Raw genomic sequence first — 24,684 nt, forward strand, 5'->3', positions numbered from 1 at the left:
GAAGGAGCCCCGCAGATGTCCGATTCCTATTTCCCGCGCTGGCCGGTCCAGGCCGATGCCGAGGCGGGGCGCGTCGTCGCTCCCGACGAGCGTCTGCCCTGGCCGCAGATGATCGCGATGGGCATTCAGCACGTCGTCGCAATGTTCGGCTCGACCGTGCTCGCCCCGCTCCTGATGGGCTTCGATCCCAATCTGTGCATTTTCATGTCGGGCATCGGCACGCTGCTGTTCTTCGTGCTGGTCGGCGGCCGCGTGCCGAGCTATCTCGGTTCGAGCTTCGCGTTCATCGGTCTCGTGATCGCGGTGACGGGCTACGGCGGACACGGTCCGAACCTGAACATCGGGGTCGCGCTCGGCGGGATCATCGCGTGCGGCGTGGCTTACGCGATCATCGGTCTGATCGTCGCGGCGGTCGGCACGAAGTGGATCGAAACGCTGATGCCGCCGGTCGTGACGGGCGCGATCGTCTGCGTGATCGGGCTGAATCTCGCGCCGATCGCCGTGAAGGGCGTGATGGGCAGCAGCTTCGAATCGTGGATGGCGCTCGTCACCGTGCTGTGCGTGGGCGGCGTCGCCGTGTTCGCGCGCGGCATGGCGCAGCGGCTCCTGATTCTGATCGGCCTCGCTATCGCCTACCTCATTTACGCCGTGCTGACCAACGGCATGGGCATGGGCAAGTCGGTGGACTTTGCGATCGTCGCGAACGCCGCGTGGTTCGGCATGCCGCATTTCACCGCGCCCGTGTTCCAGGCTCCGGCGATGACGCTGATCGCGCCGGTCGCGATCATTCTCGTCGCGGAGAATCTCGGGCACATCAAGGCCGTCGGCGCGATGACGGGCAGGAGTCTCGACAAGTACATCGGCCGCGCGTTCATCGGCGACGGGCTCGCGACGATCGCGTCGGGCTTCGCGGGCGGCACGGGCGTGACGACGTATGCCGAGAACATCGGCGTGATGGCCGTCACCAAGATCTATTCGACGCTCGTGTTCGTGATCGCCGCGCTGTTCGCGATCGTGCTCGGGTTTTCGCCGAAGTTCGGCGCGCTGATCCAGACCATTCCAGGGCCGGTGCTGGGCGGCGTGTCCATCGTCGTGTTCGGCCTGATCGCGGTGACGGGCGCGCGGATCTGGGTCGTCAACAAGGTGGATTTTTCGGACAACCGCAATCTGATCGTCGCGGCGGTGACGCTCGTGCTCGGCACCGGCGATTTCACACTGAAGCTCGGCGGGTTCGCGCTCGGCGGCATCGGGACGGCTACGTTCGGCGCGATCATTTTTTATGCGTTGCTGCGGCGGCGCGGCAGCGGCGTCGTCTGATGCCTGACGTCACGCGCGCTTGATGGCGCGCGTGACGTCACCCGCCCGTCCCGCGCTTCCGATTCACGATCGCCGTCTCCGACAAATCGATCTCCCGCATCAGCTTGTTCAGCGTCTCGTCGTTGATATGCTGAAGCGTGCGCAGCCTCAGCAACTCCGCGCGTTCGGCCCGCAGCGCCGACATCTTGAGCCGCGTCTCCACCATCTCGCTCTTCTTTGCCGCCACGCGCGGTGCTTCTTCGTCGCCGAGCGATTCGAGCCGACGCCGGTACATGCCCATCACGCGCGCGGTGGAATCGGCGCAGCGCGCGGACCCGGCTTCGTCCATCTGCTCGATCAGCTCATCGTGCGTTTCGTCGATCGCGCGAATCGCCGCCTGCGCCGCGCGGCGGCGCGCCATGCGTTCTTCCGTCGCGTGCGGATTGCGCTCGCGTTCGATGCCGCGCAGCATCAGCGGCAAGCCGACGACCGCGATCAGCAGCGACACCAGAATCACCGCCGACGCGATGAAAATCGCCAGATCGCGCCCTGGGAGCATCACGGGCAACGACAGCACGCCCGCAAGCGTCACGGCGCCGCGCACGCCGCCGATCGTCGTCAGCGCGAGCGTGCGAACGCCGGGCGCGGCGCTGTCGAGGCCCTGTTTCGCAGTCTTGCGCGCCGCGACCCAGCGCAGCGAATACACCCAGACGAAACGCAGCGAATAGAGCGCGACCAGCGTCGCGAGCACATAGCCGATCAACAGGCCGACTTGCTCGTTGCCGTCGTGATGCGCCTCGATCAGCGCCTGCCCGATGATGTGCGGAAACTGCAGCCCGAGCAGGATGAAAACCATGCCGTTGAAGACGAATTCGATCATCGTCCAGGTGCTCGTCATGCGCACGCGCACCGCGCTCGGAATGCCTTCGCGCAGGCTTTGGATGTTCATCATCATGCCCGCCGACACCGCCGCCAGAATGCCCGAGCAGCCCACGTGCTCGGCCATCACGTAGGCCGCGAACGGAATCAGGATCGTGAGGATCACGCCGGCGGCGGGGTCGTCGTCCTCGGAGAATCGCAGGAGACGCGACGGAATCTCGGTGACGGCCCAACTGATCGCCGCGCCGATCACGATCCCGCCCGCCGCGATGATGAAAAAGCTGATCGTCGCGTCGCGCAGCGAGAACACGCCCGTCAGCGCGGCGGCGATCGCGAACTTCAGCGCGACGAGGCCCGACGCGTCGTTCATGAGCGCTTCGCCTTCGAGAATGTGCATCAGGCCTGCCGGAATGCGGTTGCGCCCGGCGATGCCCGTCAGCGCGACGGCGTCGGTCGGCGAGAGCACGGCGGCGAGCGCGAACGCGACGGGCAGCGGCATCGTCGGGATCATCGCGTGCAGGAAGTAGCCGAGCACGCCGACGGTGATGAACACGAGCCCGAGCGCGAGCATCAGGATCGCGCGGCGCTGCATGTAGAGCTCGCGCTTCGGAATGCGCCAGCCGTCCGCGAACAGTAGGGGCGGAATGAACAGCAGCATGAAGAGTTCGGGATCGAACGTGACGTGCAGCGCGAAGCCCGGCCAGGCGAGGCACGCGCCGAGCGCGATCTGGATGAGCGGTAGCGGCAGCTTGATCGGCAGCAGGCTCAGGCCGAAACCTGAGAGCGCCACGGCCAGCAGAAGAATGAGGACGGTGAAGACGATTTCCATGGGTGCGCGAGCGGTGACGAGCCGAAAGTTTAGCGCTTGCCTGGGACGCGGGCAGCGGCGGCGTTGTCTTGGGGGGTGTTTGGCCGGATCCCGTGATCGTTTCGGTATATTGGCGTTGCCCCGCACAGGGGCAACGCTAATAAACCAACACGAACACGGGACCCGGCGAAAAAACCGCACCGCAACGGTGCACGTTGCACAGAAAACCGCCTGCCGACGGTGCACGCCACGGTCAAACCATCGACGAATCACGCCACGCCGTGCGCATGGAGCTTGCTTTAGCGAAAGCTACGGGACATCGAGACTCCCGGCGAGATCATCGAGGGCTGTTATGAAAATGGTATGGGACCGATCCGGCGCGGGTCCGCAGGGCAAGGGGAACGTTCAGACGAGGGCATCGTCATGGTGATCGCAAATCCCGAGAAAACGACGATTTCCGCGCGCAGTTTCGAACTCGGCGTGACGTCGGGCTTCGACCGCTATTCGGTCGAGCACGGCGACTGGACACTGTCGAGCGTTTTTCAGCCGGTGTTCAGCCTGTCGCACATGCGCGCGGTCGGCTACGAAGGCCTGCTGCGCGCGCACGACGCGCTCGATCGCCCGGTGTCGCCGCTCGATGTGTTCGGGCAGGCATCGCGCGTCGGCGAAGCGTTGCAGATCGACCGCCTCGCGCAGGCGCTGCATCTCGAGAACTTCAAGATGCTCGGCGCGCAGACCGAATGGCTGTTTCTCAACGTTCATCCCGGCGCGCTGACCGAGCCGTATCACGCGGCCGCGCTGCTCGCGAATCTCAAGCGTCTCAACATCGAGCCGCGCCGCGTCGTGCTCGAAGTGCTGGAGCAAAGCGCGGAAGATATCGAGCGGCTCGCGCTCGCAGTGCAGCAGTTCCGCGATCACGGCTTTTTCATCGCACTGGACGATTTCGGCGCGGGGCACACGAACATCGAGCGGATCTGGCAGCTCGATCCGGATATCGTCAAGCTCGATCGCGTGATGCTCTCGCACGCCGGCCACAACGTGCATGCGCCGCTGTCGGCGCGCTCGCTCAAGCAGCGGCAGAACATGGAGGCGGTGCTGTCGGGCATCGTGTCGCTGCTGCACGAGGCGGGCAAGCTCGTGCTGATCGAAGGCGTCGAGACCGAGCACGAAGCGCAACTCGCGCTCGCGAGCGGCGCGGACTTCGTGCAGGGCTTTTTCTTCGCGCGGCCGCATCCGGGTCTCGCGGACGGCGCGCACGCGCAAACGGTCATCGGCGAGCTGACCGAGCGTTACCGCCTGCAGACCGAAGCGCGCGAGCGGCGCGTCGCGACACGGCTTCAGCCGTATATCCGCGCGTTCGAGCGCGCGGCCGAACGGCTCGCGGCGGGCGAGCCGCTCGAAGAAGTGTGCTGGAATTTTCTCGCGCTCGATAACGCCGCGCGCTGTTTCCTGCTCGATCAGAACGGCCGTCAGGCGGGCCGCAACGTCGTGCTGCGCGCGGACCGCGCCGCACACGAGGCGCGCTTTCTGCCGCTCATGGACGCGCAGGGCGCGAACTGGCTGCGCCGTCCGTACTTCCGCGCGGCGCTGGGCGACCCGGAGCGCGTGCACGTGACGAAGCCGTATCTGTCGATCAACGAAGCGATGCCCTGCGTCACGCTCTCCGTGGAGACGCGTTCGCAGGGCAAGCGCTGCGTGCTGTGCGGCGACCTCGACTGGTTGCCCGACGACGACATCGATTGACTACTTCGCCACGACCACCGGAATACCCTTGAGCGACGATGCGCCCCTCATCGTGTCGATGGCGGCGCGCACGGCATCGCCCGTCGCCGCTTCGATGCCGATGCGCGCGGCGATGTCGCGTTCGCTGCGCTTGACCATCGCGACGTTCGCGAGCTTCACGTGACCGTAGCCGCGCACCTTCTCGAACAGCGCGGCGAGCGCTTGCGTGTCCTTTGCGTTGTCGGCACTCACGCGAGACAAAGCGCGCGTCATCGTGATCTCGAAGTCGTCGGCGAGCTGGCGTTCCATGCGGCGTTCGAGCGTCCTGCCGAAGACATCGAGCGCGGTGCCGCGCAGCGCGCGCATTTTCGCGAGGCCGCCGAACACCGGCCACATCCACTGGCCGAACACCTTCTTCTTCGGCGCGCCGCCGTTGGTCGAATGGGATAAGGCCGGCGGCGCGAGGTTGAACTTCACCTTATAGCTTTCACCCGCCGTGCCTTCGAACTGCGCGCCGAGCGCGGCGCGCAACGCCGGGTCCGCGTGGAGGCGCGCGACTTCGTATTCGTCCTTCACCGCGAGCAGCTTGTAGAACGAAACCGCGATGGCCCGCGCGATGGCTTCGTTGCCAGCCGCCGCGTTCACCAGCTTGCGATAGCGCGCGACATACTTCGACCCGCCGTAAGCGAGCAGACGTTCCTCGCGATCGCGGATCAGCTCGGGCAACGACATCCGGTCCATCGTGACGCGCTTCGCCAGCACTTGCGCGGTCAGCGCTTCGAGCGCGGCCATGTCCGACGCCGCCAGACGGCCGATCGAAAACGCGAGCTTGTTCGCCGCGACCGCGACATTGTTCAGCTCGATCGCGCGCATCAGTGCCGCGAGCGACAGCGGCACGAGCCCAAGCTGCCACGCGAAACCGAGCATCAGGATGTTCGCGCCGATGGTGTCGCCGAGAAAGCGCTGCGCGAGCGCCTGCGCGTCGCAACTGCGCATGGCATCGTGCGCGCCGGGGCCGGCGGCGTGACGCATCTTGTCGAGCAGCGCATCCGCATGAAGATTCGCTTCGGGGTTCTGCACGAAGCTCGCGTTCGGAATCGCGTGCGTGTTCACGACGATCTTCGTGCGATCGTGCCGCACCGTCTGCAACGCCTCCGGACTCGCGCCGACGACCATGTCGCACGCCAGCAGCAAATCGGCCTGTTGCGTGTCGATGCGCACCTGATTCAGCAGCGCGTCGGTCGCGGCGAAGCGCACGAACGACAGCACCGAGCCGCCTTTCTGCGCGAAGCCCATGAAATCGAGCACCGACGCGCTCTTGCCTTCCAGATGCGCCGCCATGCTGATGAGCGCGCCCACCGTCACGACGCCCGTGCCGCCGACGCCCGTCACGAGAATGTCGTAGGGCGCGTTGTCGAGATGACCTTGCGGGAGCGCGAGCGCATCGACGCGGCGCGCGAGTTCGGCCGCATCGAACGCGTGGCCTTCGGCCTTCTTCAGCTTCGCGCCTTCGACCGTGACGAAGCTCGGGCAGAAGCCGTTCACGCACGAATAGTCCTTGTTGCACGACGACTGATCGATGCGGCGCTTGCGGCCAAGCTCGGTTTCGACCGGCTCGACGGAAAGGCAGTTCGACTGCACGCCGCAATCGCCGCAGCCTTCGCAGACGGCTTCGTTGATGAAGAGACGCTTGTCCGGATCGGGAAACTCGCCTTTCTTGCGGCGGCGGCGCTTTTCGGCGGCGCAGGTCTGATCGTAGATGAGCACGGTGACGCCCGGCGTGTCGCGCAGGCGGCGCTGCACGTCGTCCAGCTGGCCGCGGTGATGGAACGTCGTGCCGCGCGGAAACTGATCTTCGTGACCTTGATACTTCTCGGGTTCGTCGCTGACGACGACGAGCAGCGCGATGCCTTCTGCTTCCACCTGCCGCGCGATCTGCGGCACCGAAATGCTGCCGTCGACGGGCTGGCCGCCCGTCATCGCGACGGCGTCGTTATAAAGAATCTTGTAGGTGATGTTCGCCTTCGCGGCCACCGCCTGACGAATCGCGAGAATGCCCGAATGGAAGTACGTGCCGTCGCCGAGATTCTGGAAGACGTGCGGCGTTTTCGTGAACATCGAATGCGACGCCCAGTCGACGCCTTCGCCGCCCATCTGGATCAGACCGGTCGTGTCGCGCTCCATCCACGACGCCATGAAGTGACAGCCGATGCCCGCCTGCGCGACCGATCCTTCCGGCACCTTCGTCGACGTGTTGTGCGGGCAGCCCGAGCAGAAGTAGGGCGTGCGCTTCACCGCGTCGGCGACATTCGAGAGGATCTGCGGCGCGACGAGATCGACGACCTTGTCGCGGCGATCCAGCGCGGGCTTGTGACGCGCGAGCCATTGCGCGAACACCGGCAGCACGCGCGACGGACGCAGTTCGCCGAGCGCGCTCAGAAGCTGCGCGCCATCGCGCGCGTTCTTGCCGATCACGACCGGCCGCGCACCGTCGACGCGGTTGTACAGATGATCCTTGATCTGCTGCTCGATGACCGGCCCTTTCTCCTCGATCACCAGCACTTCGCTCAAACCTTCGACGAACGTTTCCAGCCGCGTCGTTTCCAGCGGATACGACAGCCCGACCTTGTAGATGCGCACGCCGGCGGCGTCGAGATCGTCGACGGTGAGTTCGAGGCGGCGCAGCGCTTCCATCAGATCGAGATGCGCCTTGCCGCACGTCACGATGCCCACATTCGCGCGCGGGCTCGGCGCGATCCATTTGTCGATGCTGTTCGCGCGCGCGAAATGGCGCACGGCGTCGATCTTCGCGGCGAGGCGCGCTTCGATCGTCAGGCTCGGCAGATCGGGCCAGCGGTTGTGCAGGCCGCCCGGCGGCGGCGTGAAATCGGCGGGCGGCTGCCAGTCGGTGCGGATCGCGTCGAGATCGACGGTCGAGCCGGATTCGACCGTCTCCGAAATTGCCTTGAAGCCGATCCACGCGCCCGAGAAACGCGACAGCGCCCAGCCGTAGAGGCCGAACTCCAGCATGTCCGCCACGTTCGACGGATTCACCACCGGCATGTGCCACGAGATCATCGTCTGGTCGCTCTGATGCGGCATCGACGACGACACGCAGCCATGATCATCGCCCGCCACGACGAGCACGCCGCCATGCGGCGACGAGCCGTACGCGTTGCCGTGCTTGAGCGCGTCGCCCGCGCGATCGACGCCCGGACCCTTGCCGTACCACATCGCGAAGACGCCATCGACGGTGCGCTCCGCATCCGATTCCACGCGCTGGGTGCCGAGCACGGCGGTGCCGCCGAGTTCCTCGTTGATCGCGGGCAGAAAGCGCACGTCGTGCGAGGCGAGCAGTTTCTTCGCTTTCCACAATTGCTGATCCACCATGCCGAGCGGCGAGCCGCGATAGCCGCTGACGAAACCGGCGGTGTTCAGGTTCGCGGCGCGGTCGCGTTCGCGCTGCATCAACACGAGGCGCACGAGCGCCTGCGTGCCGGTGAGGAAAATGCGGCCCTTGGTGGCGCTCAGGTTGTCGCTGAGCTGATAGTCGGACAGCGCGGGAGGAAAAAATGCATCGGCGGGGACGCGCGCGTTCATGAAATCTCCAGAGTCTTTTTTGATATGCGGGGCAATGCGACATTCTTTGCCGACAAATGCGGAATGTTTTTGCGCACTCGCTTCGATTCCGCTCGCATCGGAAAGCAACGCCCTGATTTTCGGGATCGGCGAGAGGAATTTTTCTCGGGCGCGCGCATCTACGCGTAAACCCGACGCCATCCGCCGCGCGATTCGTGGGGATTTGGGGCTACCCTGAACGCATCGAAAGACAACGAAAACGACGCCGATGAAGCTCTTCTACTGGCCGAAGACGCGCGCCTTCCGCGCGCTGTGGATGCTCGAGGAAATGCGCGTGCCGTATCAGCTCGAATTCGTGAATATCCGCGCGGGTGCGCAGAACGATCCGAACTTCTGCCGCGTCAATCCGATGTCCAAGCTGCCCGCGCTGGAAGACGGCAGCGTGCGCGTGGCGGAATCGGGCGCGGTGCTGCTCTATCTCGCGGACCGTTATCCGGAAACCGCGCTCGGCGTGCCGCTGGACGATCCGTCGCGCGGCCGCTTCCTGCAATGGATGTTTTTCACCGGCTCGTGTCTCGAACCCGCGATGGCCGAACGCGTGACCGGCGCGCAGGGCAACACTGTGAGTTTCGGTTGGGGCGATCTGATGCGCGTCGAGCACGCGATCGAAAACGCGCTGGAGGAAGGACCGTGGCTGCTCGGCGAACAGTTCACCGCCGCCGACATTCTCGCGGCGAGCACGCTGCAGATTGCGTTCAGGGCGAAGCTGATCGAGCCGCAGGGCGTGCTGTTCGATTACGTCGAACGCGCGCTCGCGCGTGAAGGCTACGAGCGCGCGTCAGGGATCGATCATCGCGAGGCCGAGCGGCACGCGCTCAATGCGCATGTTGGCCTCGCGCACCCGCAAAACGATAATTAGGGAAACGCGCGCGGTTTCGGAATGCCCGCGCCGGCTTCGATATCCGACACCGCGCGCCGATGCGCCAACTCGACGGCTTCGGCCTTGTCGGCGAGACCGTCATCGCCGCCGACGGTCGTCCACGGCTGCACGGCCTTGTCGTGATGACGGATCTCGTACTCCGCGTCCCAGCGCGAGCCCTGTAGCTCGACCGGCCTCACGTGGATGGCGTAGACGCCGTAAAGGAAGATCTGCTCCGGCATGATGTCCTCCGATGCCGCCAGGAAGCGCCGCGAAAGCGAAGTGCGCCACGCGCCGCCGTGGCCGCGTGGTTAAAGTTCGATTTCTCCGAGGATGCGGTGCGCGAGCGCGCGCGCTTCGTTCAGCGCTTCTTCTTCGTTGCCCGAAGCGGCTTCCACTTCGTAGAGCGTCGAGTCGGCGTCTTCGCCGTCGTCGCGCGCGAGCGAGACAAGACCCTGAAACTGGCCGCCGTCGATGGCGCGTACGCCGATCGTCGCGGTATAGATGCCTTTCGTGTAGGTGGTGTCTTCCATGATGGATTCGCCTCCGGGCAAGGACGAATCCATGCTAGCACGCTGATATGTAGCGCGTACGACGCTTATGCGAGCAACGCCTCGACCTCGTCCAGCGAAGGCGAATGCGCGCCCGAGTGACGGCACGCCGCCGCGCCCGCCGCGAGCGCGAACTTCAGATGATCGGGCCACTCGCCGTGGCGCGCCATCAGGCTGTAGAGCAATCCGCCGATGGACGCATCGCCCGCGCCGACCGTATCCGCCACTTCGACGCTCGGCGGGCGCGCGCTGTACTGCTCGCCGTCGGCGTAGAGCGTGGCGTCCGACGAACCGCGCGTGACGAGCACGGTGGCCTGTGGATTCATCGAGCGGATTTTTGCGAGCGCGTCCGCCTCGGGCATGCCTTTGAAAAGCATGTGCAGATCTTCATCCGACACTTTGATGAGATCGGCGAGGCTCGCCATGTTGCGCAGGATCGGCTCGTAGCCGTGCTCCATCAGATTGCGATAGTTCGGATCGAAGCTGATCTTCACGCCGTGCTCGCGCAATTGCCGGGCAAGCGCGGCGAGCGTCGCGCCGAGCGGCTGGCGCACGAGGCTGATGCAGCCGAAATGCGCCCACTTCACGCGCTCCATCCAGCCGGGCGGCAGCCGCGACGGATCGAACGCCAGATCCGCGCCGTTCTCGCCCATGAAGTAGTAGGTCGGCGGCTGCGTCTTGTGGACGATGGCCAGCAGCGGCGGACGCTCGACGCGCTGCATGAAGCGCATGTCGAGCCCCGATGCGGCGCTCGCGTCCCACAGATCGTCGGAGAAATTGTCGGTGCCGAGCGAGCCGGCGCAGGCCGTCGGCAGGCCGAGCCGCGCCACCGCGCGCGCGACGTTCCAGCCCGCGCCGCCCGGACGCGAAAGCCAGCTCGACACGTCCGTGCGGATCATGTCGGTGAGGATGTCGCCGGCGGAGACGAATTGCGGGAAGGTAGTTTGCTCGCTTGCCATGCTTGTCACCGTTGAGTCGAGGTCGGGCCGAGCGCGTTCAGCACTTCGTAGCACGCGCCCATGGTGTGATAGTCGGTCTTGCCGGCGGGACTTTTCTCGTCGCCGTACTTGCGGTTGTCGCACGTGAGAATGCGATACCACGCGCCGTATTCGTGATCGACGAAGTGCGCCCAGCTATAGCGCCAGAGTTCGTCGTAGCAATCCCAGAAACGTTCGCGGCCCGTGCGCGCGCCGAGCAGCGCCGCCGCCGCGAAGCTTTCCGCCTGCACCCAGAAGTATTTGTCGTGGTCGCAGATGGTGTCGTCCGGGCCGAAACCGTAGTAAAGGCCACCGTGCCGGCTGTCCCACGCGCGATTGAAGCCCGCGTCGAAGAGTTCGGCCGCGCGCGGCGCGAGCCACGGCAGCGCGCGATGCCGCTCAAGGATCAACAGCAGCTTCGCCCATTCCGTCTGATGCCCCGGCTGAAAACCCCACGGTCGAAAGATGTTCGAGCTGTCCGATTCGTTGTAATGCCAGTCCACCGACCAGTCGCGATGAAAATGCTCCCACACGAGCCCGTTCGACAGCTTCGCCTGACGCAGCGTGATATTGCCCGCGATGATCGACGCGCGATCCAGATAGATGACGTGGCCCGTCGCCTCATACGCGGCGAGCAGCGCCTCGGTCGCGTGCATATTCGCGTTCTGTCCGCGATAGTCCGAAAGCTGCCAGTTGGCCGTGGCTTCGTCGGCGTAGAGGCCGGCGTCGGCGTCCCAGAAGCGCTTGTCCATCAGCGCGAAGATTTCGTCGATCATCGGCCTGGCTTCGTCGATGCCCGCCATCGCCGCGTGCGCGCAGGCGAGCAGCACGAAGGCCATGCCGTAGCAGTGGCGCGTGCCGTCGAGCGTGCGCTTCTGGCCGTCGCGCCACTCGATTTCCCAGTCGTAGCCTTCGTTTGCGGCGTCCCAATGCGCGTCGCGCAGGAATTTGAAGGCATGCCGCGCGTCGTCTTGAAAACGAGCGTCGCCGAAATGGCGATACGCCATCGCGTAGTTGAAGACGAAGCGCGTGCTGCTGACGAGATGGCGCGTCGTGCGGTCGTAGACGCTGCCGTCGTCCTTGAAGAAATGGAAGAAGCCGCCGGACGGATCGCGCGCATTGGGCGCGTAGAAGGCGAGCGTGTCGCGCACGTGCGAGAGCAGGAAGTCGCGGCTGCGGAAATCGATCGCGCGTTCCACTGACACTTCTTCCGCGAGGGCAGGTGAGGCGGTCATGTTCATGGCGTGCTGATGTCCTGTTTCGTGCCCGAGCTCGCGCGAGGAACGAAATTGACGGCGACGAGCGTGTCGGCCTGGCTCGGCGGGCTCGATTGATCCTCCAGCAGCAACTCGACGCCGCGACGTCCGAGCGCTTCCTTGTCGACGGTCACGGTCGACAGCGGCGGCGTGCTCTGCGCGGCCGCCGGAATGTCGTCGAAACCGACGAACGCGAGGTCCTCCGGCACGCGCAGCCCGTGCGCGAGACAGACGCGCATGGCGGCGAGGGCCGCTGCATCGTTATAGGCGAAAACTGCGTCGGGCAGCGGACTGGATTGCGCGCGGGCGTCGGCGATCAGGCGCTCCATTGCGTCGGCGGCGGCCAGATCGGCGGGCAGGCCAGGCTGCGTCATGATTTCGAGCGTCGGATCGAAGAGCAGGCCCGCGTCGAAATACGCCTTGCGATAGCCGAGCGCGCGCTGCGCGATGCTGTAATGCGCGAGCGACCCGCCGATGAACGCGATCCGCCGCCGCCCTTGTGCGAACAGATGCTGCATCGCGAGCGAGGCGCCTTTCATGTTGTCGATGTTGACGGAGCGAAATCCCGGCGCGCGCAGGTCGATCAGCACGGTCGGGCGCGCGAGCGAATGCAGATGCGCGAGCAGTTCCGGTTCGACGAAGCCCGCCACCGCGATGGCGTCGGGCGCGTGCAGACGCATCTGCTGCGCGAGGTCCTGCGTCGGCCCGGCGCTGAGCACCGACGGCACGAGCCGGCGCTCGCGGCACGCTTCTTCGAAGCCATTCAGCACATGCGAAAAAAACGGGCTGAGGGCGAAGTTGTTGTGCTGCCGATGCAGCAGAAAGGTCACGCGGCGAATGCGCGTGCGCAATTGCGCCGAGTCGTAGCCGAGCTGCTGCGCCACTTCGACGACGCGCACGCGCGTCGCTTCGGACAAGCCGGGTTGATTCTTGAGCGCGCGCGACACTGTCCCTATCGAGACGCTTGCCGCCCGCGCGACATCGCGAATGGTGGTGGCCATCGTGGTGTTCTCTGTCTCCGCCTGGTTCCGGCTGTTTTTCGGGGGACGCGCTGTTTATCGCGCGGACCCGATTCGCTTGTTCAAGGCGATTGTATAGTAAAACATCTCGAAAACAGTCCCGGAAGGGATAGGAGAAAACCAGTAGAGCCTTGTTGTATATGAGATTCCTTGCGATTTGTTTGTTTAGTAAAGATCGCAAAACATCAGGTTGAGCTTTCGCGATCGTGGATCGAGCGCTTGTCGGGCGTCCAGACGTCGAGGACCAGATCATCGTCCCAGTAGTGGCCGAGCACCGGCATGCCCATGCGGCCGCGCAGCTTCGCATGAACTTCGTCGCCGGTCTGGCTCCAGCCGTCGATCGGCCTGCGCCAGTGGCACGCGATCACAGCGCCGTCGCGCGACAAGGACTGGTGAATGTGCTCGACGATATGCCATAGCTGCGGTTCGTCAAGGTAATAACCGATCTCGCTGATTAGGACGAGATCGAACTTGCCGCCTGGCCAGACATCGGGCAAGAGCATCTGCTCGACCTTCACGTTCGCGCAGTGTGCGACGCGTTGCCGCGTGAGCGCGACCGCTTCCGCGGCGATGTCCGTCGCGATCAGTTCGTCGCAGCGCGACGCCAGCAAAGCGGTCAGTTCGCCGTTGCCGCAGCCGGGCTCGAAGGCCCGCGCATAGCGCTCGTGCGGAAGCGCGGCGAGCATGAGTGCGCGCTTGCGCCGTTCATACCAGCGATGTCTGATTTTCCAGGGATCTTCGCTGCCTCGATACAGATCATCGAAGTACTGCTTAGTATCGTTGTTGATGTTGTTGTTCATATGAGTACGACTTCGAAAGGCCGGGTCAGCCGGGCCAGCACATGCTCGGGCAGCACAGGCGCCTGACCGGTTGCGGTGTCGGGTTCGAGCTGGCTTCGAAAAGCCTGCACGGCCCGGAGCTTCCGGGCATGCGTGGCGTTGTCCAGCACGATGCGGCGAGCACGGCTCCATGGCACGCGCGTATCGTCCGGCGACGCCCAGTGCCAGGTCCATAGCGGCACTTCGACGCAAGGCAGATCGAGCGCCTGTGCCGCGGAATGGACGGCGCGCCCGGCGGCCTCATGGTCGGGGTGCCCATCATAGCGCCAAGTCGTGAAAACGATGTCGCCCGGTTGAAGATAGGCCGATAGCAATCCTGACAAACTGGCCTCGATACGTTCGGGGTCGCCATCCTGAAGGCCGAGCCTGGCAACCTGTACCTGACGCAGATGCAACCGTTGCAGCGCCGCTCGCGTTTCCTGCGGACGCACGCGTGCAAGGCGCTCCGGCGGCCATTCGGTCGAATTCGGATGACTCGCGGTGCCGTCCGTGACGGCGATGACCAGCAGGTTTCGGCTTATTTCCGAGAGAAGCGCGAGCAGTCCGCCGGTGCCGAGCACTTCGTCGTCAGGGTGTGGCGCAACTACGACAGCCCGTCCGCCGAGCGGCACCAGTTCCGACGGCGCGACTTCGGGCAGCGCATTGAGACGCGCCCATCCCTGCCACGCCGACTCCGGCGTGCCCTTGCCGGAAATGATGCGGTCTATGGCAGTTTCACCGGGCGACCTCTGCGTGATCAGATTTGCCATGAAGTCTCTTCCTCCTCTATCACACGCTCGGCGAGCGAACTCTCGTCCCGCTCGGCGTGGCTTTGTCGAATGAATACCGGCAGATCGGCCATGAGTTGAGCGAAATGCGCGTCGCGGCACAGCGGGCCTGCGCCCAGCGCGCGGCCGGCGCGCTCGACGACGAGCGCCGCCGCGTGTTCGGCCGCCAGGCGGGCGCGCATCGTGGCAGCCATGGCGTCGGCGCGCGGCTCGCGGTCGATGAATGCCGCCGTCTCGCGCAACAGCGCGGCCGTGGCGGACAGCATCGTGTCGATGGCGCCGAGATGCGCGAGCTTGTACGGTCCTGCCCGATGTCTCGCGTCGCGCGCGACGAACGCCGCGATGCCCGCCGCCGCGCCGAACCAGCACGCGGCGATGCCTGCGCCGCCCTGCCAGAAGCCCGGCCGTTCGAGATACGCGCGCGGCCCGCCGACACGGCGCGCGGGCACGCGCTCGAAACGCACGTCGACGCTCGCGCTCGCCTTCATGCCGACGGCCTGCCAGCCGGCGCCGGTGATCTGCACGCCGTGCTGATTCAGCTCGACGGCGGCGAGCACCGGTTCATCGCGCTCGTTCCAGGCCGTCACGAGCGCATGGGTGACCGACGCCGCGCCCGAACACCACGCCTTGGCGCCCTGAAGCAGCAGAGTTTGCGATTCGGGATCGCCCAGCGCCTTCAGCCGCGCGCCCGGCGGCTCGGCCGCCCACACCGCCCATGCGGTGCCTTCGTCCGCTTGCGCCGCGTCGAGTTCGGCGAGGATCGCGAGCGCGTCCGTGTGACCTTCGTAGAGCTTGACCAGTGAAAGATCGAACGCGGCTACCGCACCGAGCGCACGCCAGCGCTCCGGCGTGTCGCCATGGCCGGGCAAAGGCAGGCGGTCGAGACCGGCGTCGATCAGCGCGCGCAGAGTGCGCCCGGCATCCTCTGCACTGCCGCGTTGAAACGGCGTCTCGCCGAGAAAGGCGCGCAAGGCGTGATGGTCGACCTGGTTCATCTTTGCCGTCTCGATCGATGGGTGACGCGTCTTGTCCACATGCTCGTCCTGAGTCCGTTTCTGGCCGCTGTTGGACAAGAGTGTGGCAAGGGACATGCCCGGACGCCATTAGGCGCAATGACATAGGCCAAAGCGTCGGACGCGAAGCAACTCACGTTCGATGATCGATGCGAGAGGTCAGGTGATTCGGCCTATGCCGTTCGGCCGAATCGACGCCGGCGCGCGGCCGGGTTCAAATGACACAAAGGCCGCACGAGGCGGCCTTTTCTGAACACAGCGGAGAACGACGATGAAGCAGCAGACGCCGCCAGTCAGCGACGCGCGGGCGCGCCGACACTCTTGCCCTCGCGCGGCGGTTCGGGCGCGGTCTTGCGCGCGCCCCATCGCTGCGCGAGCACGGCGCACACCATGAGCTGGATCTGATGGAACAGCATGAGCGGCAGCACCACCGCGCCGACCGCGTGCGACGCGAAGATCACCTTCGCCATCGGAATGCCGGAGGCGAGGCTCTTCTTCGAGCCGCAGAAGATGATCGTGATCTGATCCGCGCGGGAAAAGCCGAGACGCTTGGCCGTAAACGCGGTGATGAAAAGCGCGGCCGCCAGCAGCAGGATGTTGACTGCGAGCAGCCCGGCGAGCGTCGACAGCGAGATCGAGTGCCAGATGCCTTCGTTCACGGCTTCGCTGAACGCCACATACACGACGAGCAGGATCGAACCCTGATCGACGAATTTGAGCATCGCGCGATGCTTGTCGATCCATTTGCCGATGGCCGGCCGCAGCAGTTGTCCGGCGATGAACGGCACGAGCAGTTGCAGCGTGATGTTGCCGACGGTATGCCACGGCGAGCCGGTCGTCGCGCCATGGTTGCTCACCACGATCCCGACCAGCGCCGGCGTGATGAAGATGCCGAGCAGGCTCGAAGCAGACGCGCTGCATACGGCCGCCGGCACGTTGCCCTTGGCCATCGACGTGAACGCAATCGACGATTGCACCGTGGACGGCAACGTGCAGAGGAACAGGATGCCGGTGTAGAGCGCGGGCGTGACGAGCGGCGTCAGAACCGGCTTGAGGGCAAGTCCCAGCAGCGGAAAGAGGGCGAACGTGCTGAGCAGCACGACGAGGTGCAGCCGCCAGTGCGTCGCGCCCGCGACGATCGCCTCGCGGGAAAGCTTTGCGCCGTGAAGGAAAAACAACAGTCCGATGGCGAAATCGGTGATCCAGTTGAACGCCACCGCGGCGCTGCCGCGGCACGGCAGGAAGCTCGCGATGATGACGGTGCCGACGAGCGCCAGCGTGAAATTGTCGGGAAGAAGTTTGGGCCGTGCCATCAAAGGATCTCGTACCTGGACATGCCGGGAACCGTACCCGGCCTTCTCAGCGTCAAGTCAGGAAAAACCATGATTTTCCCCCGTACCCGATTAAATCGTCAAATTCATTTGCCAGATCGATTGATTCACAATGCGCATGAAAACGCCGAGTGCAGAAGGAACGAGGCAGCAACATCCGGGCCGCACGACCGTCGAATTGACGGCTTCGACAATCGTCTATCCAGCACGATTTTCGTCACATGATTGGGCATCCGAAACGGTCGGCCAAAGCGAAAAAACTCTGACGTAACACGGTGTTACAACCATCGAGCAGGCCTAACACTTTTTGGCTCGACTGCCGCCGCAAGCCCCAATAAATTGTTGGATACACCGGTCGGCGGGTTTTTGCATCACATTGATGCCTTCGCCCGAATGCTCCGACTTTCGGCCGGTCGTCCGCCTGAATCGTCAGCCCCGCGCTTTCGGTGTCACGGACGCGAATATCGGTCGGACGCAGGCAGTTTGGACATGGCGCTCATTGGCTTTCGCAAGACTACCCGGCTTTTCGTAACCGCTGCGCTCGGCGCGCTGACGGTAGCGGGTTCGCTCGCGCTTGCGGGGCCGCGCGCCGAGTGGTTGTCGCCGTCGGCGGTGTTCAGCGATTCGGCCGACAGCAGGCAATCCCTGCACTACACGCCGGTCGCCGCGAAAGACGGCCTCACTCCCGTGAGCGCCGAAGTGCGCCCCGGCACGCGCGCTGAACAGGCCACGCCCATGCGCGGCTCCGGTTCCATCCGCGCGGACATCACGCGGTACAACGAAGAACGCAGCCTGCCGCGCCAGCCCGGACGTCCGGCGGACGACGGCCGCACACCCGCCAACGCAAGCTACCGCAACTGATACGTCGCCTTCGTCGTTATTGCGCACGAATCAAAAAAGTATCGGCGCGTCTAGTTTCGCTTTCCCGATGACGTAATCACGCCACAGTTACGCGTCGAATTTCTTCAAGATATTCCGCTCTTTTTTCCGCGCAAGGACAATGCGCCCTGCGCGGATAAATGTCGTTTTCCCAATATTTCGAATGGCTTTCGGTGCTCGAAGAGGCGCGTCGATGCTCGCTGTGCGTCGCGTTCGTCATCGAGACGGGCCGCATGAGCGCGTGACGAAGTGCGCATTTCTTAATGCGCCAACGGCCTGAAGTATCCGAACCGCTATACCCGCAATAACCAAAAACATTTTTGACCGGAAAAATGGTCCGTAAAGATGGTGCCGCTCCACACGCGTTGCCACTCTCGCCCACAAAACCGTTAAGCCGGTCAGACGAGGCGAGTGCCACGCCCCTCGCCCGCCAAGCTTTCAATTTTCGACAAAAGACAGGAGAGTTCATGAAGTCAACCGTCAACCGTGCGCCGAAGACTACGGTGAGAGCAACGGTCAAGGCCACCGCAGTCGCCGCGGCGATGCTCGGCCTCTTCGCTGCGGGCGCGGCACACGCGCAGTCGAGCGTTTCGCTGTATGGGCAGGTCGACGAATGGGTCGGCGCTCAGAAGTTTCCGGGCGGCGATCGCGCGTGGAACGTGAGCGGCGGCGGCATGTCGACGTCTTACTGGGGCTTGAAGGGCGCCGAGGATCTGGGCGGCGGCTACAAGGCCATCTTCACGTTGGAAAGCTTCTTCCGCGCGCAGAACGGCCAGTACGGGCGCTTCCAGGGCGACACCTTCTTCGCGCGCAACTCGTACGTCGGCATTCAAGGTCCGATCGGCACGTTCACGACGGGCCGCCTGACGACGCAACTCTTCGTCTCGACGATTCTGTTCAACCCGTTCGTCGACTCGTATGTCTTCTCGCCGATGGTCTATCACGTGTTCCTCGGCGCAGGCACGTTCCCGACGTACCGCACGGATCAGGGCGTGATCGGCGATTCGGGCTGGAACAACTCGGTGCAGTACACGTCGCCTGACTTCAACGGTCTGTCGGGCAGCGTCATGTACAGCTTCGGCAACAACGCCGGCGATGGCCGCTCGAAGAAGTACAGCGCGCAGTTCCTGTACTTCCACGGCCCGTTCGCGGCGACCGGCGTTTATCAGTACGTGAACTTCAACAACACGCCGGGCGACCTGACCTCGGTGGACGGCTTCGCCACGCCCGGCTACAAGAGCCAGAGCGTCGGGCAACTGGGCGCGTCGTACGATCTGAAGTACGTCAAGTTCTTCGCGCAGTACATGTACACGAAGAACGACTACGAAGGTCCGGGCACCTTCCACGTCAATACCGGTCAAGGCGGCGTGACCGTGCCGCTCGGCCCGGGCACGGTGATGGCGTCGTACGCGTACTCGCGCAGCAACGGCGGGCTCGACCAGACGCACAAGAGCTGGGCGCTCGGCTACGACTATCCGCTGTCCAAGCGCACCGATGTCTACGCGGCTTACCTGAACGACAAGTACACGAACCTGTCGTCGGGCGATACGTTCGGGGTCGGCATCCGCGCGAAGTTCTAAAGAAACGCGTTCGCCCAAACAAAAACACCGCGCTTCGTGCGCGGTGTTTTTTTGCGGGCGTCGAAAATAATCAGCCGATCGCGAGGCGCGCCTTCGCGTCGTCGTACTCGCGCTTCAGGCGCTGAACCAGTTCCGCGACGCTCGGCGCGTCCTGCATCAGCCCGACGCCTTGCCCCGCGCCCCAGATGTCCTTCCACGCCTTCGCCTTGCCTTCGGCGAAGTTCATCGCGGTCTTGTCGGACGCGGGCAACGCGTCCGGATCGAGTCCCGCATTGACGATGCTCTCGCGGATGTAATTGCCGTGCACGCCGGTGAAGAGATTCGTGTAGACGATGTCGGCGGCCGTGGCATCGACGATCGCGCGCTTGTAGTTCTCCGGCGCGTGCGCTTCTTTCGTCGCGATGAAGCGCGTGCCCATATAGGCGAGGTCCGCGCCCATCGCCTGCGCGGCGAGAATCGAGCCGCCGTTGGCGATCGCGCCCGACAGCACGATCGGACCATCGAACATGCGCCGCACTTCGCCGACGAGCGCGAACGGCGAGGTCGTGCCCGCATGTCCGCCCGCGCCCGCCGCGACGAGAATCAGGCCGTCCACGCCCGCTTCGAGCGCCTTCTGCGCGTGCCGCAGATTGATGACGTCATGCAGCACGATGCCGCCGTACGAATGCACCGCGTCGATCATCTCCCTGACCGGCGCGCGCAGGCTCGTGATGAAGATCGGCACCTTGTGCTCGACGCACACGCGCACGTCCTGTTCGAGCCGCGAATTGGATTGATGGACGATCTGATTGACCGCGATCGGTCCGATCACTGCGTCGGGATTCGCCGCCTTGTGTTCGGCAAGCTCGCTTTGTATCTGGGTGAGCCATTCGTCGAGCATCCCGGCGGGGCGCGCGTTGAGCGCCGGAAACGAGCCGACGATGCCCGCCTTGCATTGCGCAAGCACGAGTTCCGGATAACTGACGATGAACATCGGCGAGCCGACGACGGGCAACGTGAGGTGCTGCAGGATGGCGGGCAGGGCCATGGCACGAATCTCCTGAATGTGTGCGGGCAGCATTGAAAGCATTCTACGAACTGCCGACAGCGAACGATCGTTCGATTATAAGCAGCGCGTTGTTTTTGAGATATCCGCCATTTCCCGAGGAAGTCTTCGGTTTTCGCGTTTGCGGGCGAGCGATCGCGCGAGCGCGCCTACAATGATCCGCAACGCCACGAACAAGAAAACACCATGTCCTTCGGAGACTACGAGCCGTTTCGCGTCGATGCGGGGGGCGTAGAGATCGTCGGGATGAAAGGCGGTGACGGGCCGCCGCTGCTCCTCATGCACGGCCATCCGCAAACGCACGAGATCTGGCACAAGTGCGCCGGCGATCTCGCGAAACACTTCACCGTCATTGCAACGGATCTGCGCGGCTACGGCGCATCGGCCAAGCCGAAGAGCGACGCGCGCCACACGCCGTATTCGAAACGCGCGATGGCCGCCGATCAGGTCGCGGTGATGCGCCACTTCGGCTTCGAGCGCTTTCTCGTCTGCGCGCACGATCGCGGCGCGCGCGTCGCGCATCGCATGGCGATGGATTTTCCCGATGCCGTCGATCGCCTGATGCTGCTCGATATCGCGCCGACGCTTGCGATGTACGAAGCGACCGACCGCTCCTTCGCGACCGCGTACTTCCACTGGTTCTTGCTGATTCAGCCGTCGCCGCTGCCGGAACTGCTGATCAGCGGCAATCCGAATGCCTACATTGACCGCGTGATGGGCAATCGGCACGCGGGCCTCGCACCGTTCGCGCCGCACGCGTTGCAGGCGTACCGCGATGCGCTCGCGTCGCCCGGCGCGATCTTCGCGATGTGCGAGGACTATCGCGCGTCGGCGAGCATCGATCTGGAGCACGATCGCGCCGATCTCGAACGCGGTCTGAAGGTCGCGTGTCCGCTGCGCGTGCTGTGGGGACAGGAAGGCGTGATCGAACGATGCTTCGACGCGCTCGACGAATGGCGGCGCGTCGCGCGCGACGTGAGCGGCCGCGCGCTGCCGTGCGGACACTACATTCCCGAGGAACAGCCCGACATGCTGCTTGCGGAAATACTCGCCTTCTTCGAGGCCGATGCGCCCTGAAACCCGCGCCGGCGTTGGGTCTTACGCGAGTTCAGGTGATCGTTAAAATTTTGTAGGGAAAGCACCGATGCACGTGAAATGGTGTCGCGTTACGATACGTTGGACGTTGATCACGTCCAATTGATTCTGCCGCTTGCCGTAGCTGACAAGCGGCTTTCTTTTTGTGCGCCCGGTTTGCTTCAGGCGGCCGACACGGTTTCGCCGCTCACCCTCACCGAGCCGCCGCGCGCCAGTTCCCCGACGATCTTTTCGATGAGCCTCCGAAGCTCGCCCGATGGCGCGAGCGTATCGGCGGCGGCGCGCATCGCGCGGGCCTGCGTGGTCATCGTGACGAGCGCGTCGAGCGTCATCGCGCGGACTTCCATCAGCTTGAAGACGATCAGCACCTTGAGTGCGTTCTTCGCGTTGCGCGCGGGATCGGCCTGCAGGTAATCGAGCCGCGACGAAGCGACGTCGAGCGCGCGGCCGACGTCCGTGAATGGCGCACCGTGGCCGGGAATCACGACATCGACGTCGAGTTGCGCGATCAGTTCGAGCACCGCGCGTTCTTCTGCGAAGCCGCTGTTGCCTTCCAGTTCGGGAAAGATCACGCCGAAGCCGTTTTCCCATAGCGCGTCGGCGCTGATCAGCACGCGCAATTCGGGGCAATGCAGCATCAGCGAATGCGGATCGTGGCCCGGCGCGCCGAGCACGTTCCAGTCGAAACCGCCGAGCGCGAGCGTCGCGCCGTGTTCGATCGTGCCCGTGAAGCCGAACCGGTCGCAGCGCTGGCCCGTCGCGCGGAACGTGAGCGCTTCCTCGTCCCAGTCGCGCACGGCGTGCGCTTCGCTCGCGGGAATCAGCGTGTCGCACTTATAGGCTTGCTGAAGCAGCGCGTTGCCGCCGCAATGATCCGAATGCAGATGCGTGTTGACGATCAGATCGAGCTTGCGCGCGCCGAGCGTTCGCTGCACGAGCGCGAGCGTCTGCGGCGCGTGCGACGCGTAGCCCGTATCGATGATCGCCGTGCCTTCGTCGCTTGCGAACAGCACGTTGTTCGACGAGAGCCAGCCGCGCTCCAACACCGTGATGGATTCCGGAAGCGCCTTCACGCGCGCGGCTCCTTCGGCATCACGACGATGGTCGCCGTCGCCTTCATCACCGTTTCGCCGAGCTGGTTGCGCGCGCCGCCTTCGAGCTTCACGAGATCGCCATTCAGGCTCGCTTTCCACTTCGCTTCGGTGACGCGCCAGAACATCGTGAGCACGTCGTGCGCCTTCACCGCGCGCGTCAGCCGGATGCCGAATTCGAGGCCGAGCGGCTGCGCGTCGCGCGAAAAGTGCGCGGCGAGCATCGCCATCAAGTGCGCGGTCGGCTGCGTGCCCGACGCGATCAGCGACCCGAAGCGGCTCGCGCGCGCGTAGGCGTCGTCGTGATGCAAGGGGTTGAGATCGTTGACGAGCGTCGCGAAGTGCTTGATCGATTCGGGCGGCAGCGCGAGCGCCGCTTCGAACGTTTCGCCGACGATCACCACGCGCGCGCCCTGGCGACGGCTCTCGACGCGCGCGAGCACCGCGCGCTTTTCTTCATCGTCGCAGGCAGCCCAGGCGGCGATTTCGTCGATGGTGCGCAGACACCCGTCGCAGAAGCCCGTTTCCGGATTCATGCGGCAGACGTCCACGCACGGCGACGCCACGTCTGTCATGACTCGGCCGTTTCGCGCAGCGCGACATCGACGACCGGCGCGCCGGTCAACTCGATCAGCTCTTGCGGCGACAGATTGAATACCGCGTGCGGATGCCCGGCCGCGGCCCACAGACTGTCGAGCGCGAGCAGGTCTGCGTCGATCAGCGTGACGGGTTCGACCGCATGGCCGATCGGGCACACGCCGCCGATCGCGTAGCCGGTCTTCTCGCGCACGAACTTCGCATCGGCGCGCGCCAATGCACCGACGCGCGCCGCGACCTTCGCTTCATCGACGCGATTCGCGCCGCTCGCGATCACGAGCACGGGCGTGTCGTCTTCCTTGCGGCGAAACAGGATCGACTTGGCGATCTGCGCGACCGCGCAGCCCAGACCGGCTGCGGCTTCAGCCGAGGTTTTGCCGGTTTCGGGCAGCATCACGACGTCGTGCGGATGGCCGCGTTCCTTCAGCAACAGCGCGACGCGGCGCGCGGAATCGGGTAAGTGGTCGGTCATCGTGTTCCCTTTTCAGGCGCAGGCGGCCGCGCCGTCGCGCTTCTTCGTGAAAATCGCGCGGCCCGCGCGCGACGAACTCGGCTTGCTGATCGCACGCGAAATGAAATCGCCGATATCGACGAGCTGATCCAGATCGATGCCCGTCTCGATGCCGAGTCCGTTCATCAGATAGACCACGTCTTCGGTCGCGACATTGCCCGTCGCGCCCTTCGCATACGGACAGCCGCCGAGCCCCGCCACCGATGCGTGGAAGATCTCGACGCCTTCGAGCAGCGCCGCATAGATATTGCCGATGGCCTGTCCGTACGTATCGTGGAAGTGCCCGGAAAGCCGCTCGCGCGGAAACACTTTCTGCGCCGCTGCGAGCACTTCGCGCGTGCGTTTGGGCGTGCCGACGCCGATCGTATCGGCGATGTCGATCTCGTCGCAGCCGAGGGCCTTCATGCGCTCGACCACATCCACCACCGATTCGATGCTCACTTCGCCCTGATACGGGCAGCCGAGCGCGCACGAGATGCTGCCGCGCAGCCGCATGCCCGCATCCTTCGCGGCCTTCGCGACCGGCTCGAAGCGCGCGATGCTCTCCGCGATACTGCAATTGATGTTCTTCTGCGAGAACGCCTCGCTGGCCGCGCCGAAGATCACGATTTCATCGGCCTTCGCTTCGAGCGCGCCTTCGAAGCCGCGCAGATTCGGCGTCAGCACCGAGTAGATCGTGCCCGGACGGCGCTCGATGCCGGCCATCACGGCGGCGGCGTCGGACATCTGCGGCACCCATTTCGGCGACACGAACGATGTCGACTCCACGTTGACGATGCCCGCGCGCGCAAGCCGGTTCACCAGCTCGATCTTGGTTTCGGTGGGCACGAACTCCTTTTCGTTCTGCAGGCCGTCGCGCGGCCCGACTTCGACGATTTTCACTTTTGCCGGAATCATGGCTGTCTCCCTTTATATGCGATGCGATGCGAT

Annotated in this window: 22 protein-coding genes; 6 read left to right on the top strand and 16 right to left on the bottom strand. The window is 64.8% G+C overall.

What is annotated here, in order from left to right:
• Positions 1-15: 15 nt before the first annotated feature.
• A complete protein-coding gene (locus AWB80_RS08880; RefSeq protein ID WP_061174252.1) occupies positions 16-1,317 on the top strand; it encodes a solute carrier family 23 protein in 1,302 nt (433 codons plus the stop codon).
• Positions 1,318-1,354: 37 nt separating this feature from the next.
• Here AWB80_RS08880 and AWB80_RS08885 read toward each other — a convergent pair whose 3' ends face one another.
• Positions 1,355-3,004 (bottom strand): Na+/H+ antiporter, encoded by a 1,650-nt coding sequence (locus AWB80_RS08885; protein WP_061174253.1) that lies wholly within the window; start codon positions 3,002-3,004, stop codon positions 1,355-1,357.
• A gap of 402 nt (positions 3,005-3,406) precedes the next feature.
• On the opposite strand from AWB80_RS08885, the gene AWB80_RS08890 reads away from it, so the two are divergent.
• On the top strand, positions 3,407-4,726 hold the full coding sequence (locus tag AWB80_RS08890) for an EAL domain-containing protein (protein ID WP_061174254.1): 1,320 nt from the start codon (positions 3,407-3,409) through the stop codon (positions 4,724-4,726).
• Here AWB80_RS08890 and AWB80_RS08895 read toward each other — a convergent pair whose 3' ends face one another.
• A complete protein-coding gene (locus AWB80_RS08895) occupies positions 4,727-8,305 on the bottom strand; it encodes an indolepyruvate ferredoxin oxidoreductase family protein (protein WP_061174255.1) in 3,579 nt (1,192 codons plus the stop codon).
• A 247-nt stretch (positions 8,306-8,552) separates the two neighbouring features.
• On the opposite strand from AWB80_RS08895, the gene AWB80_RS08900 reads away from it, so the two are divergent.
• On the top strand, positions 8,553-9,203 hold the full coding sequence (locus tag AWB80_RS08900) for a glutathione S-transferase family protein (protein ID WP_061174256.1): 651 nt from the start codon (positions 8,553-8,555) through the stop codon (positions 9,201-9,203).
• On the opposite strand, the gene AWB80_RS08905 is transcribed toward AWB80_RS08900, so the two are convergent.
• The 9 genes from AWB80_RS08905 to AWB80_RS08945 all read right to left on the bottom strand — a co-directional run bounded on the left by AWB80_RS08905 (position 9,200) and on the right by AWB80_RS08945 (position 16,938).
• Positions 9,200-9,445 (bottom strand): hypothetical protein, encoded by a 246-nt coding sequence (locus AWB80_RS08905; protein ID WP_061174257.1) that lies wholly within the window; start codon positions 9,443-9,445, stop codon positions 9,200-9,202. The two genes, AWB80_RS08900 and AWB80_RS08905, sit on opposite strands and share 4 nt — an antisense overlap.
• A gap of 69 nt (positions 9,446-9,514) precedes the next feature.
• The gene (locus AWB80_RS08910; protein ID WP_061174258.1) at positions 9,515-9,736 is read right to left on the bottom strand and encodes a hypothetical protein; all 222 of its coding nucleotides are present in this window, start codon (positions 9,734-9,736) and stop codon (positions 9,515-9,517) included.
• 65 nt (positions 9,737-9,801) lie between these two features.
• Positions 9,802-10,713: a carbohydrate kinase family protein gene (locus AWB80_RS08915; RefSeq protein WP_061174259.1), complete on the bottom strand. Its 912-nt coding sequence runs from the start codon at positions 10,711-10,713 to the stop codon at positions 9,802-9,804.
• A gap of 5 nt (positions 10,714-10,718) precedes the next feature.
• Positions 10,719-11,972: an AGE family epimerase/isomerase gene (locus tag AWB80_RS08920; RefSeq protein WP_061174260.1), complete on the bottom strand. Its 1,254-nt coding sequence runs from the start codon at positions 11,970-11,972 to the stop codon at positions 10,719-10,721.
• Positions 11,969-12,988 (bottom strand): LacI family DNA-binding transcriptional regulator, encoded by a 1,020-nt coding sequence (locus AWB80_RS08925; protein ID WP_061174261.1) that lies wholly within the window; start codon positions 12,986-12,988, stop codon positions 11,969-11,971. The genes AWB80_RS08920 and AWB80_RS08925 overlap by 4 nt, the downstream gene beginning before the upstream one ends.
• Positions 12,989-13,191: 203 nt before the next feature.
• Positions 13,192-13,806 carry a class I SAM-dependent DNA methyltransferase gene (locus AWB80_RS08930; RefSeq protein ID WP_061174262.1) on the bottom strand — a complete coding sequence of 205 codons (615 nt, stop codon included), beginning with the start codon at positions 13,804-13,806 and terminating at the stop codon, positions 13,192-13,194.
• Positions 13,803-14,594 carry a PIG-L deacetylase family protein gene (locus AWB80_RS08935; RefSeq protein WP_061174263.1) on the bottom strand — a complete coding sequence of 264 codons (792 nt, stop codon included), beginning with the start codon at positions 14,592-14,594 and terminating at the stop codon, positions 13,803-13,805. The genes AWB80_RS08930 and AWB80_RS08935 overlap by 4 nt, the downstream gene beginning before the upstream one ends.
• Complete coding sequence (locus tag AWB80_RS08940; RefSeq protein WP_061174264.1) at positions 14,582-15,607, bottom strand: acyl-CoA dehydrogenase family protein; 1,026 nt, start codon at positions 15,605-15,607, stop codon at positions 14,582-14,584. Before AWB80_RS08940 ends, AWB80_RS08935 begins: the two co-directional genes overlap by 13 nt.
• Before the next feature lie 311 nt (positions 15,608-15,918).
• Entirely contained in the window at positions 15,919-16,938 is a 1,020-nt protein-coding gene (locus AWB80_RS08945) for a bile acid:sodium symporter family protein (protein WP_061174265.1), read from the bottom strand.
• A gap of 507 nt (positions 16,939-17,445) precedes the next feature.
• Between AWB80_RS08945 and AWB80_RS08950 the strand changes: the two genes are divergently transcribed.
• Together AWB80_RS08950 and AWB80_RS08955 are read left to right on the top strand one after the other, a co-directional pair.
• On the top strand, positions 17,446-17,817 hold the full coding sequence (locus tag AWB80_RS08950; RefSeq protein ID WP_061174266.1) for a hypothetical protein: 372 nt from the start codon (positions 17,446-17,448) through the stop codon (positions 17,815-17,817).
• 485 nt (positions 17,818-18,302) lie between these two features.
• A complete protein-coding gene (locus tag AWB80_RS08955) occupies positions 18,303-19,415 on the top strand; it encodes a porin (RefSeq protein ID WP_061174267.1) in 1,113 nt (370 codons plus the stop codon).
• Between the two features lie 70 nt (positions 19,416-19,485).
• On the opposite strand, the gene AWB80_RS08960 is transcribed toward AWB80_RS08955, so the two are convergent.
• A complete protein-coding gene (locus tag AWB80_RS08960) occupies positions 19,486-20,442 on the bottom strand; it encodes an NAD(P)H-dependent flavin oxidoreductase (protein WP_061174335.1) in 957 nt (318 codons plus the stop codon).
• A gap of 204 nt (positions 20,443-20,646) precedes the next feature.
• Between AWB80_RS08960 and AWB80_RS08965 the strand changes: the two genes are divergently transcribed.
• Entirely contained in the window at positions 20,647-21,537 is an 891-nt protein-coding gene (locus AWB80_RS08965; protein ID WP_061174268.1) for an alpha/beta fold hydrolase, read from the top strand.
• Between the two features lie 179 nt (positions 21,538-21,716).
• Here the strand turns inward: AWB80_RS08965 and AWB80_RS08970 are convergent, their stop codons facing one another.
• From AWB80_RS08970 to AWB80_RS08985, 4 genes are read right to left on the bottom strand one after another with little or no spacing between them, the layout of a single operon-like run.
• The gene (locus AWB80_RS08970; RefSeq protein WP_061174269.1) at positions 21,717-22,628 is read right to left on the bottom strand and encodes an MBL fold metallo-hydrolase; all 912 of its coding nucleotides are present in this window, start codon (positions 22,626-22,628) and stop codon (positions 21,717-21,719) included.
• Positions 22,625-23,221: a DUF1289 domain-containing protein gene (locus AWB80_RS08975; protein WP_087131130.1), complete on the bottom strand. Its 597-nt coding sequence runs from the start codon at positions 23,219-23,221 to the stop codon at positions 22,625-22,627. The genes AWB80_RS08970 and AWB80_RS08975 overlap by 4 nt, the downstream gene beginning before the upstream one ends.
• Positions 23,218-23,715, bottom strand: a complete 498-nt coding sequence (locus tag AWB80_RS08980; RefSeq protein WP_061174270.1) for a YbaK/EbsC family protein — start codon at positions 23,713-23,715, stop codon at positions 23,218-23,220. Before AWB80_RS08980 ends, AWB80_RS08975 begins: the two co-directional genes overlap by 4 nt.
• A 12-nt stretch (positions 23,716-23,727) precedes the next feature.
• Positions 23,728-24,651 (bottom strand): hydroxymethylglutaryl-CoA lyase, encoded by a 924-nt coding sequence (locus AWB80_RS08985; RefSeq protein WP_061174271.1) that lies wholly within the window; start codon positions 24,649-24,651, stop codon positions 23,728-23,730.
• Positions 24,652-24,684 lie beyond the last annotated feature (33 nt).

The organism is Caballeronia pedi (assembly GCF_001544915.2).
GTDB lineage: Bacteria > Pseudomonadota > Gammaproteobacteria > Burkholderiales > Burkholderiaceae > Caballeronia > Caballeronia pedi.

Bases quoted from the DNA above. Each gene is read 5' to 3' on its own strand.
- AWB80_RS08880 (WP_061174252.1), top strand. From the start codon at position 16: ATGTCCGATTCCTATTTCCCGCGCTGGCCGGTCCAGGCCGATGCCGAG.
- AWB80_RS08900 (WP_061174256.1), top strand. From the start codon at position 8,553: ATGAAGCTCTTCTACTGGCCGAAGACGCGCGCCTTCCGCGCGCTGTGG.
- AWB80_RS08895 (WP_061174255.1), bottom strand. From the start codon at position 8,305: ATGAACGCGCGCGTCCCCGCCGATGCATTTTTTCCTCCCGCGCTGTCC.
- AWB80_RS08960 (WP_061174335.1), bottom strand. From the start codon at position 20,442: ATGGCCCTGCCCGCCATCCTGCAGCACCTCACGTTGCCCGTCGTCGGC.
- AWB80_RS08920 (WP_061174260.1), bottom strand. From the start codon at position 11,972: ATGAACATGACCGCCTCACCTGCCCTCGCGGAAGAAGTGTCAGTGGAA.
- AWB80_RS08940 (WP_061174264.1), bottom strand. From the start codon at position 15,607: ATGAACCAGGTCGACCATCACGCCTTGCGCGCCTTTCTCGGCGAGACG.
- AWB80_RS08935 (WP_061174263.1), bottom strand. From the start codon at position 14,594: ATGGCAAATCTGATCACGCAGAGGTCGCCCGGTGAAACTGCCATAGAC.
- AWB80_RS08885 (WP_061174253.1), bottom strand. From the start codon at position 3,004: ATGGAAATCGTCTTCACCGTCCTCATTCTTCTGCTGGCCGTGGCGCTC.
- AWB80_RS08910 (WP_061174258.1), bottom strand. From the start codon at position 9,736: ATGGAAGACACCACCTACACGAAAGGCATCTATACCGCGACGATCGGC.
- AWB80_RS08925 (WP_061174261.1), bottom strand. From the start codon at position 12,988: ATGGCCACCACCATTCGCGATGTCGCGCGGGCGGCAAGCGTCTCGATA.
- AWB80_RS08955 (WP_061174267.1), top strand. From the start codon at position 18,303: ATGAAGTCAACCGTCAACCGTGCGCCGAAGACTACGGTGAGAGCAACG.
- AWB80_RS08950 (WP_061174266.1), top strand. From the start codon at position 17,446: ATGGCGCTCATTGGCTTTCGCAAGACTACCCGGCTTTTCGTAACCGCT.
- AWB80_RS08985 (WP_061174271.1), bottom strand. From the start codon at position 24,651: ATGATTCCGGCAAAAGTGAAAATCGTCGAAGTCGGGCCGCGCGACGGC.
- AWB80_RS08975 (WP_087131130.1), bottom strand. From the start codon at position 23,221: ATGACAGACGTGGCGTCGCCGTGCGTGGACGTCTGCCGCATGAATCCG.
- AWB80_RS08945 (WP_061174265.1), bottom strand. From the start codon at position 16,938: ATGGCACGGCCCAAACTTCTTCCCGACAATTTCACGCTGGCGCTCGTC.
- AWB80_RS08890 (WP_061174254.1), top strand. From the start codon at position 3,407: ATGGTGATCGCAAATCCCGAGAAAACGACGATTTCCGCGCGCAGTTTC.
- AWB80_RS08980 (WP_061174270.1), bottom strand. From the start codon at position 23,715: ATGACCGACCACTTACCCGATTCCGCGCGCCGCGTCGCGCTGTTGCTG.
- AWB80_RS08915 (WP_061174259.1), bottom strand. From the start codon at position 10,713: ATGGCAAGCGAGCAAACTACCTTCCCGCAATTCGTCTCCGCCGGCGAC.
- AWB80_RS08930 (WP_061174262.1), bottom strand. From the start codon at position 13,806: ATGAACAACAACATCAACAACGATACTAAGCAGTACTTCGATGATCTG.
- AWB80_RS08905 (WP_061174257.1), bottom strand. From the start codon at position 9,445: ATGCCGGAGCAGATCTTCCTTTACGGCGTCTACGCCATCCACGTGAGG.
- AWB80_RS08965 (WP_061174268.1), top strand. From the start codon at position 20,647: ATGTCCTTCGGAGACTACGAGCCGTTTCGCGTCGATGCGGGGGGCGTA.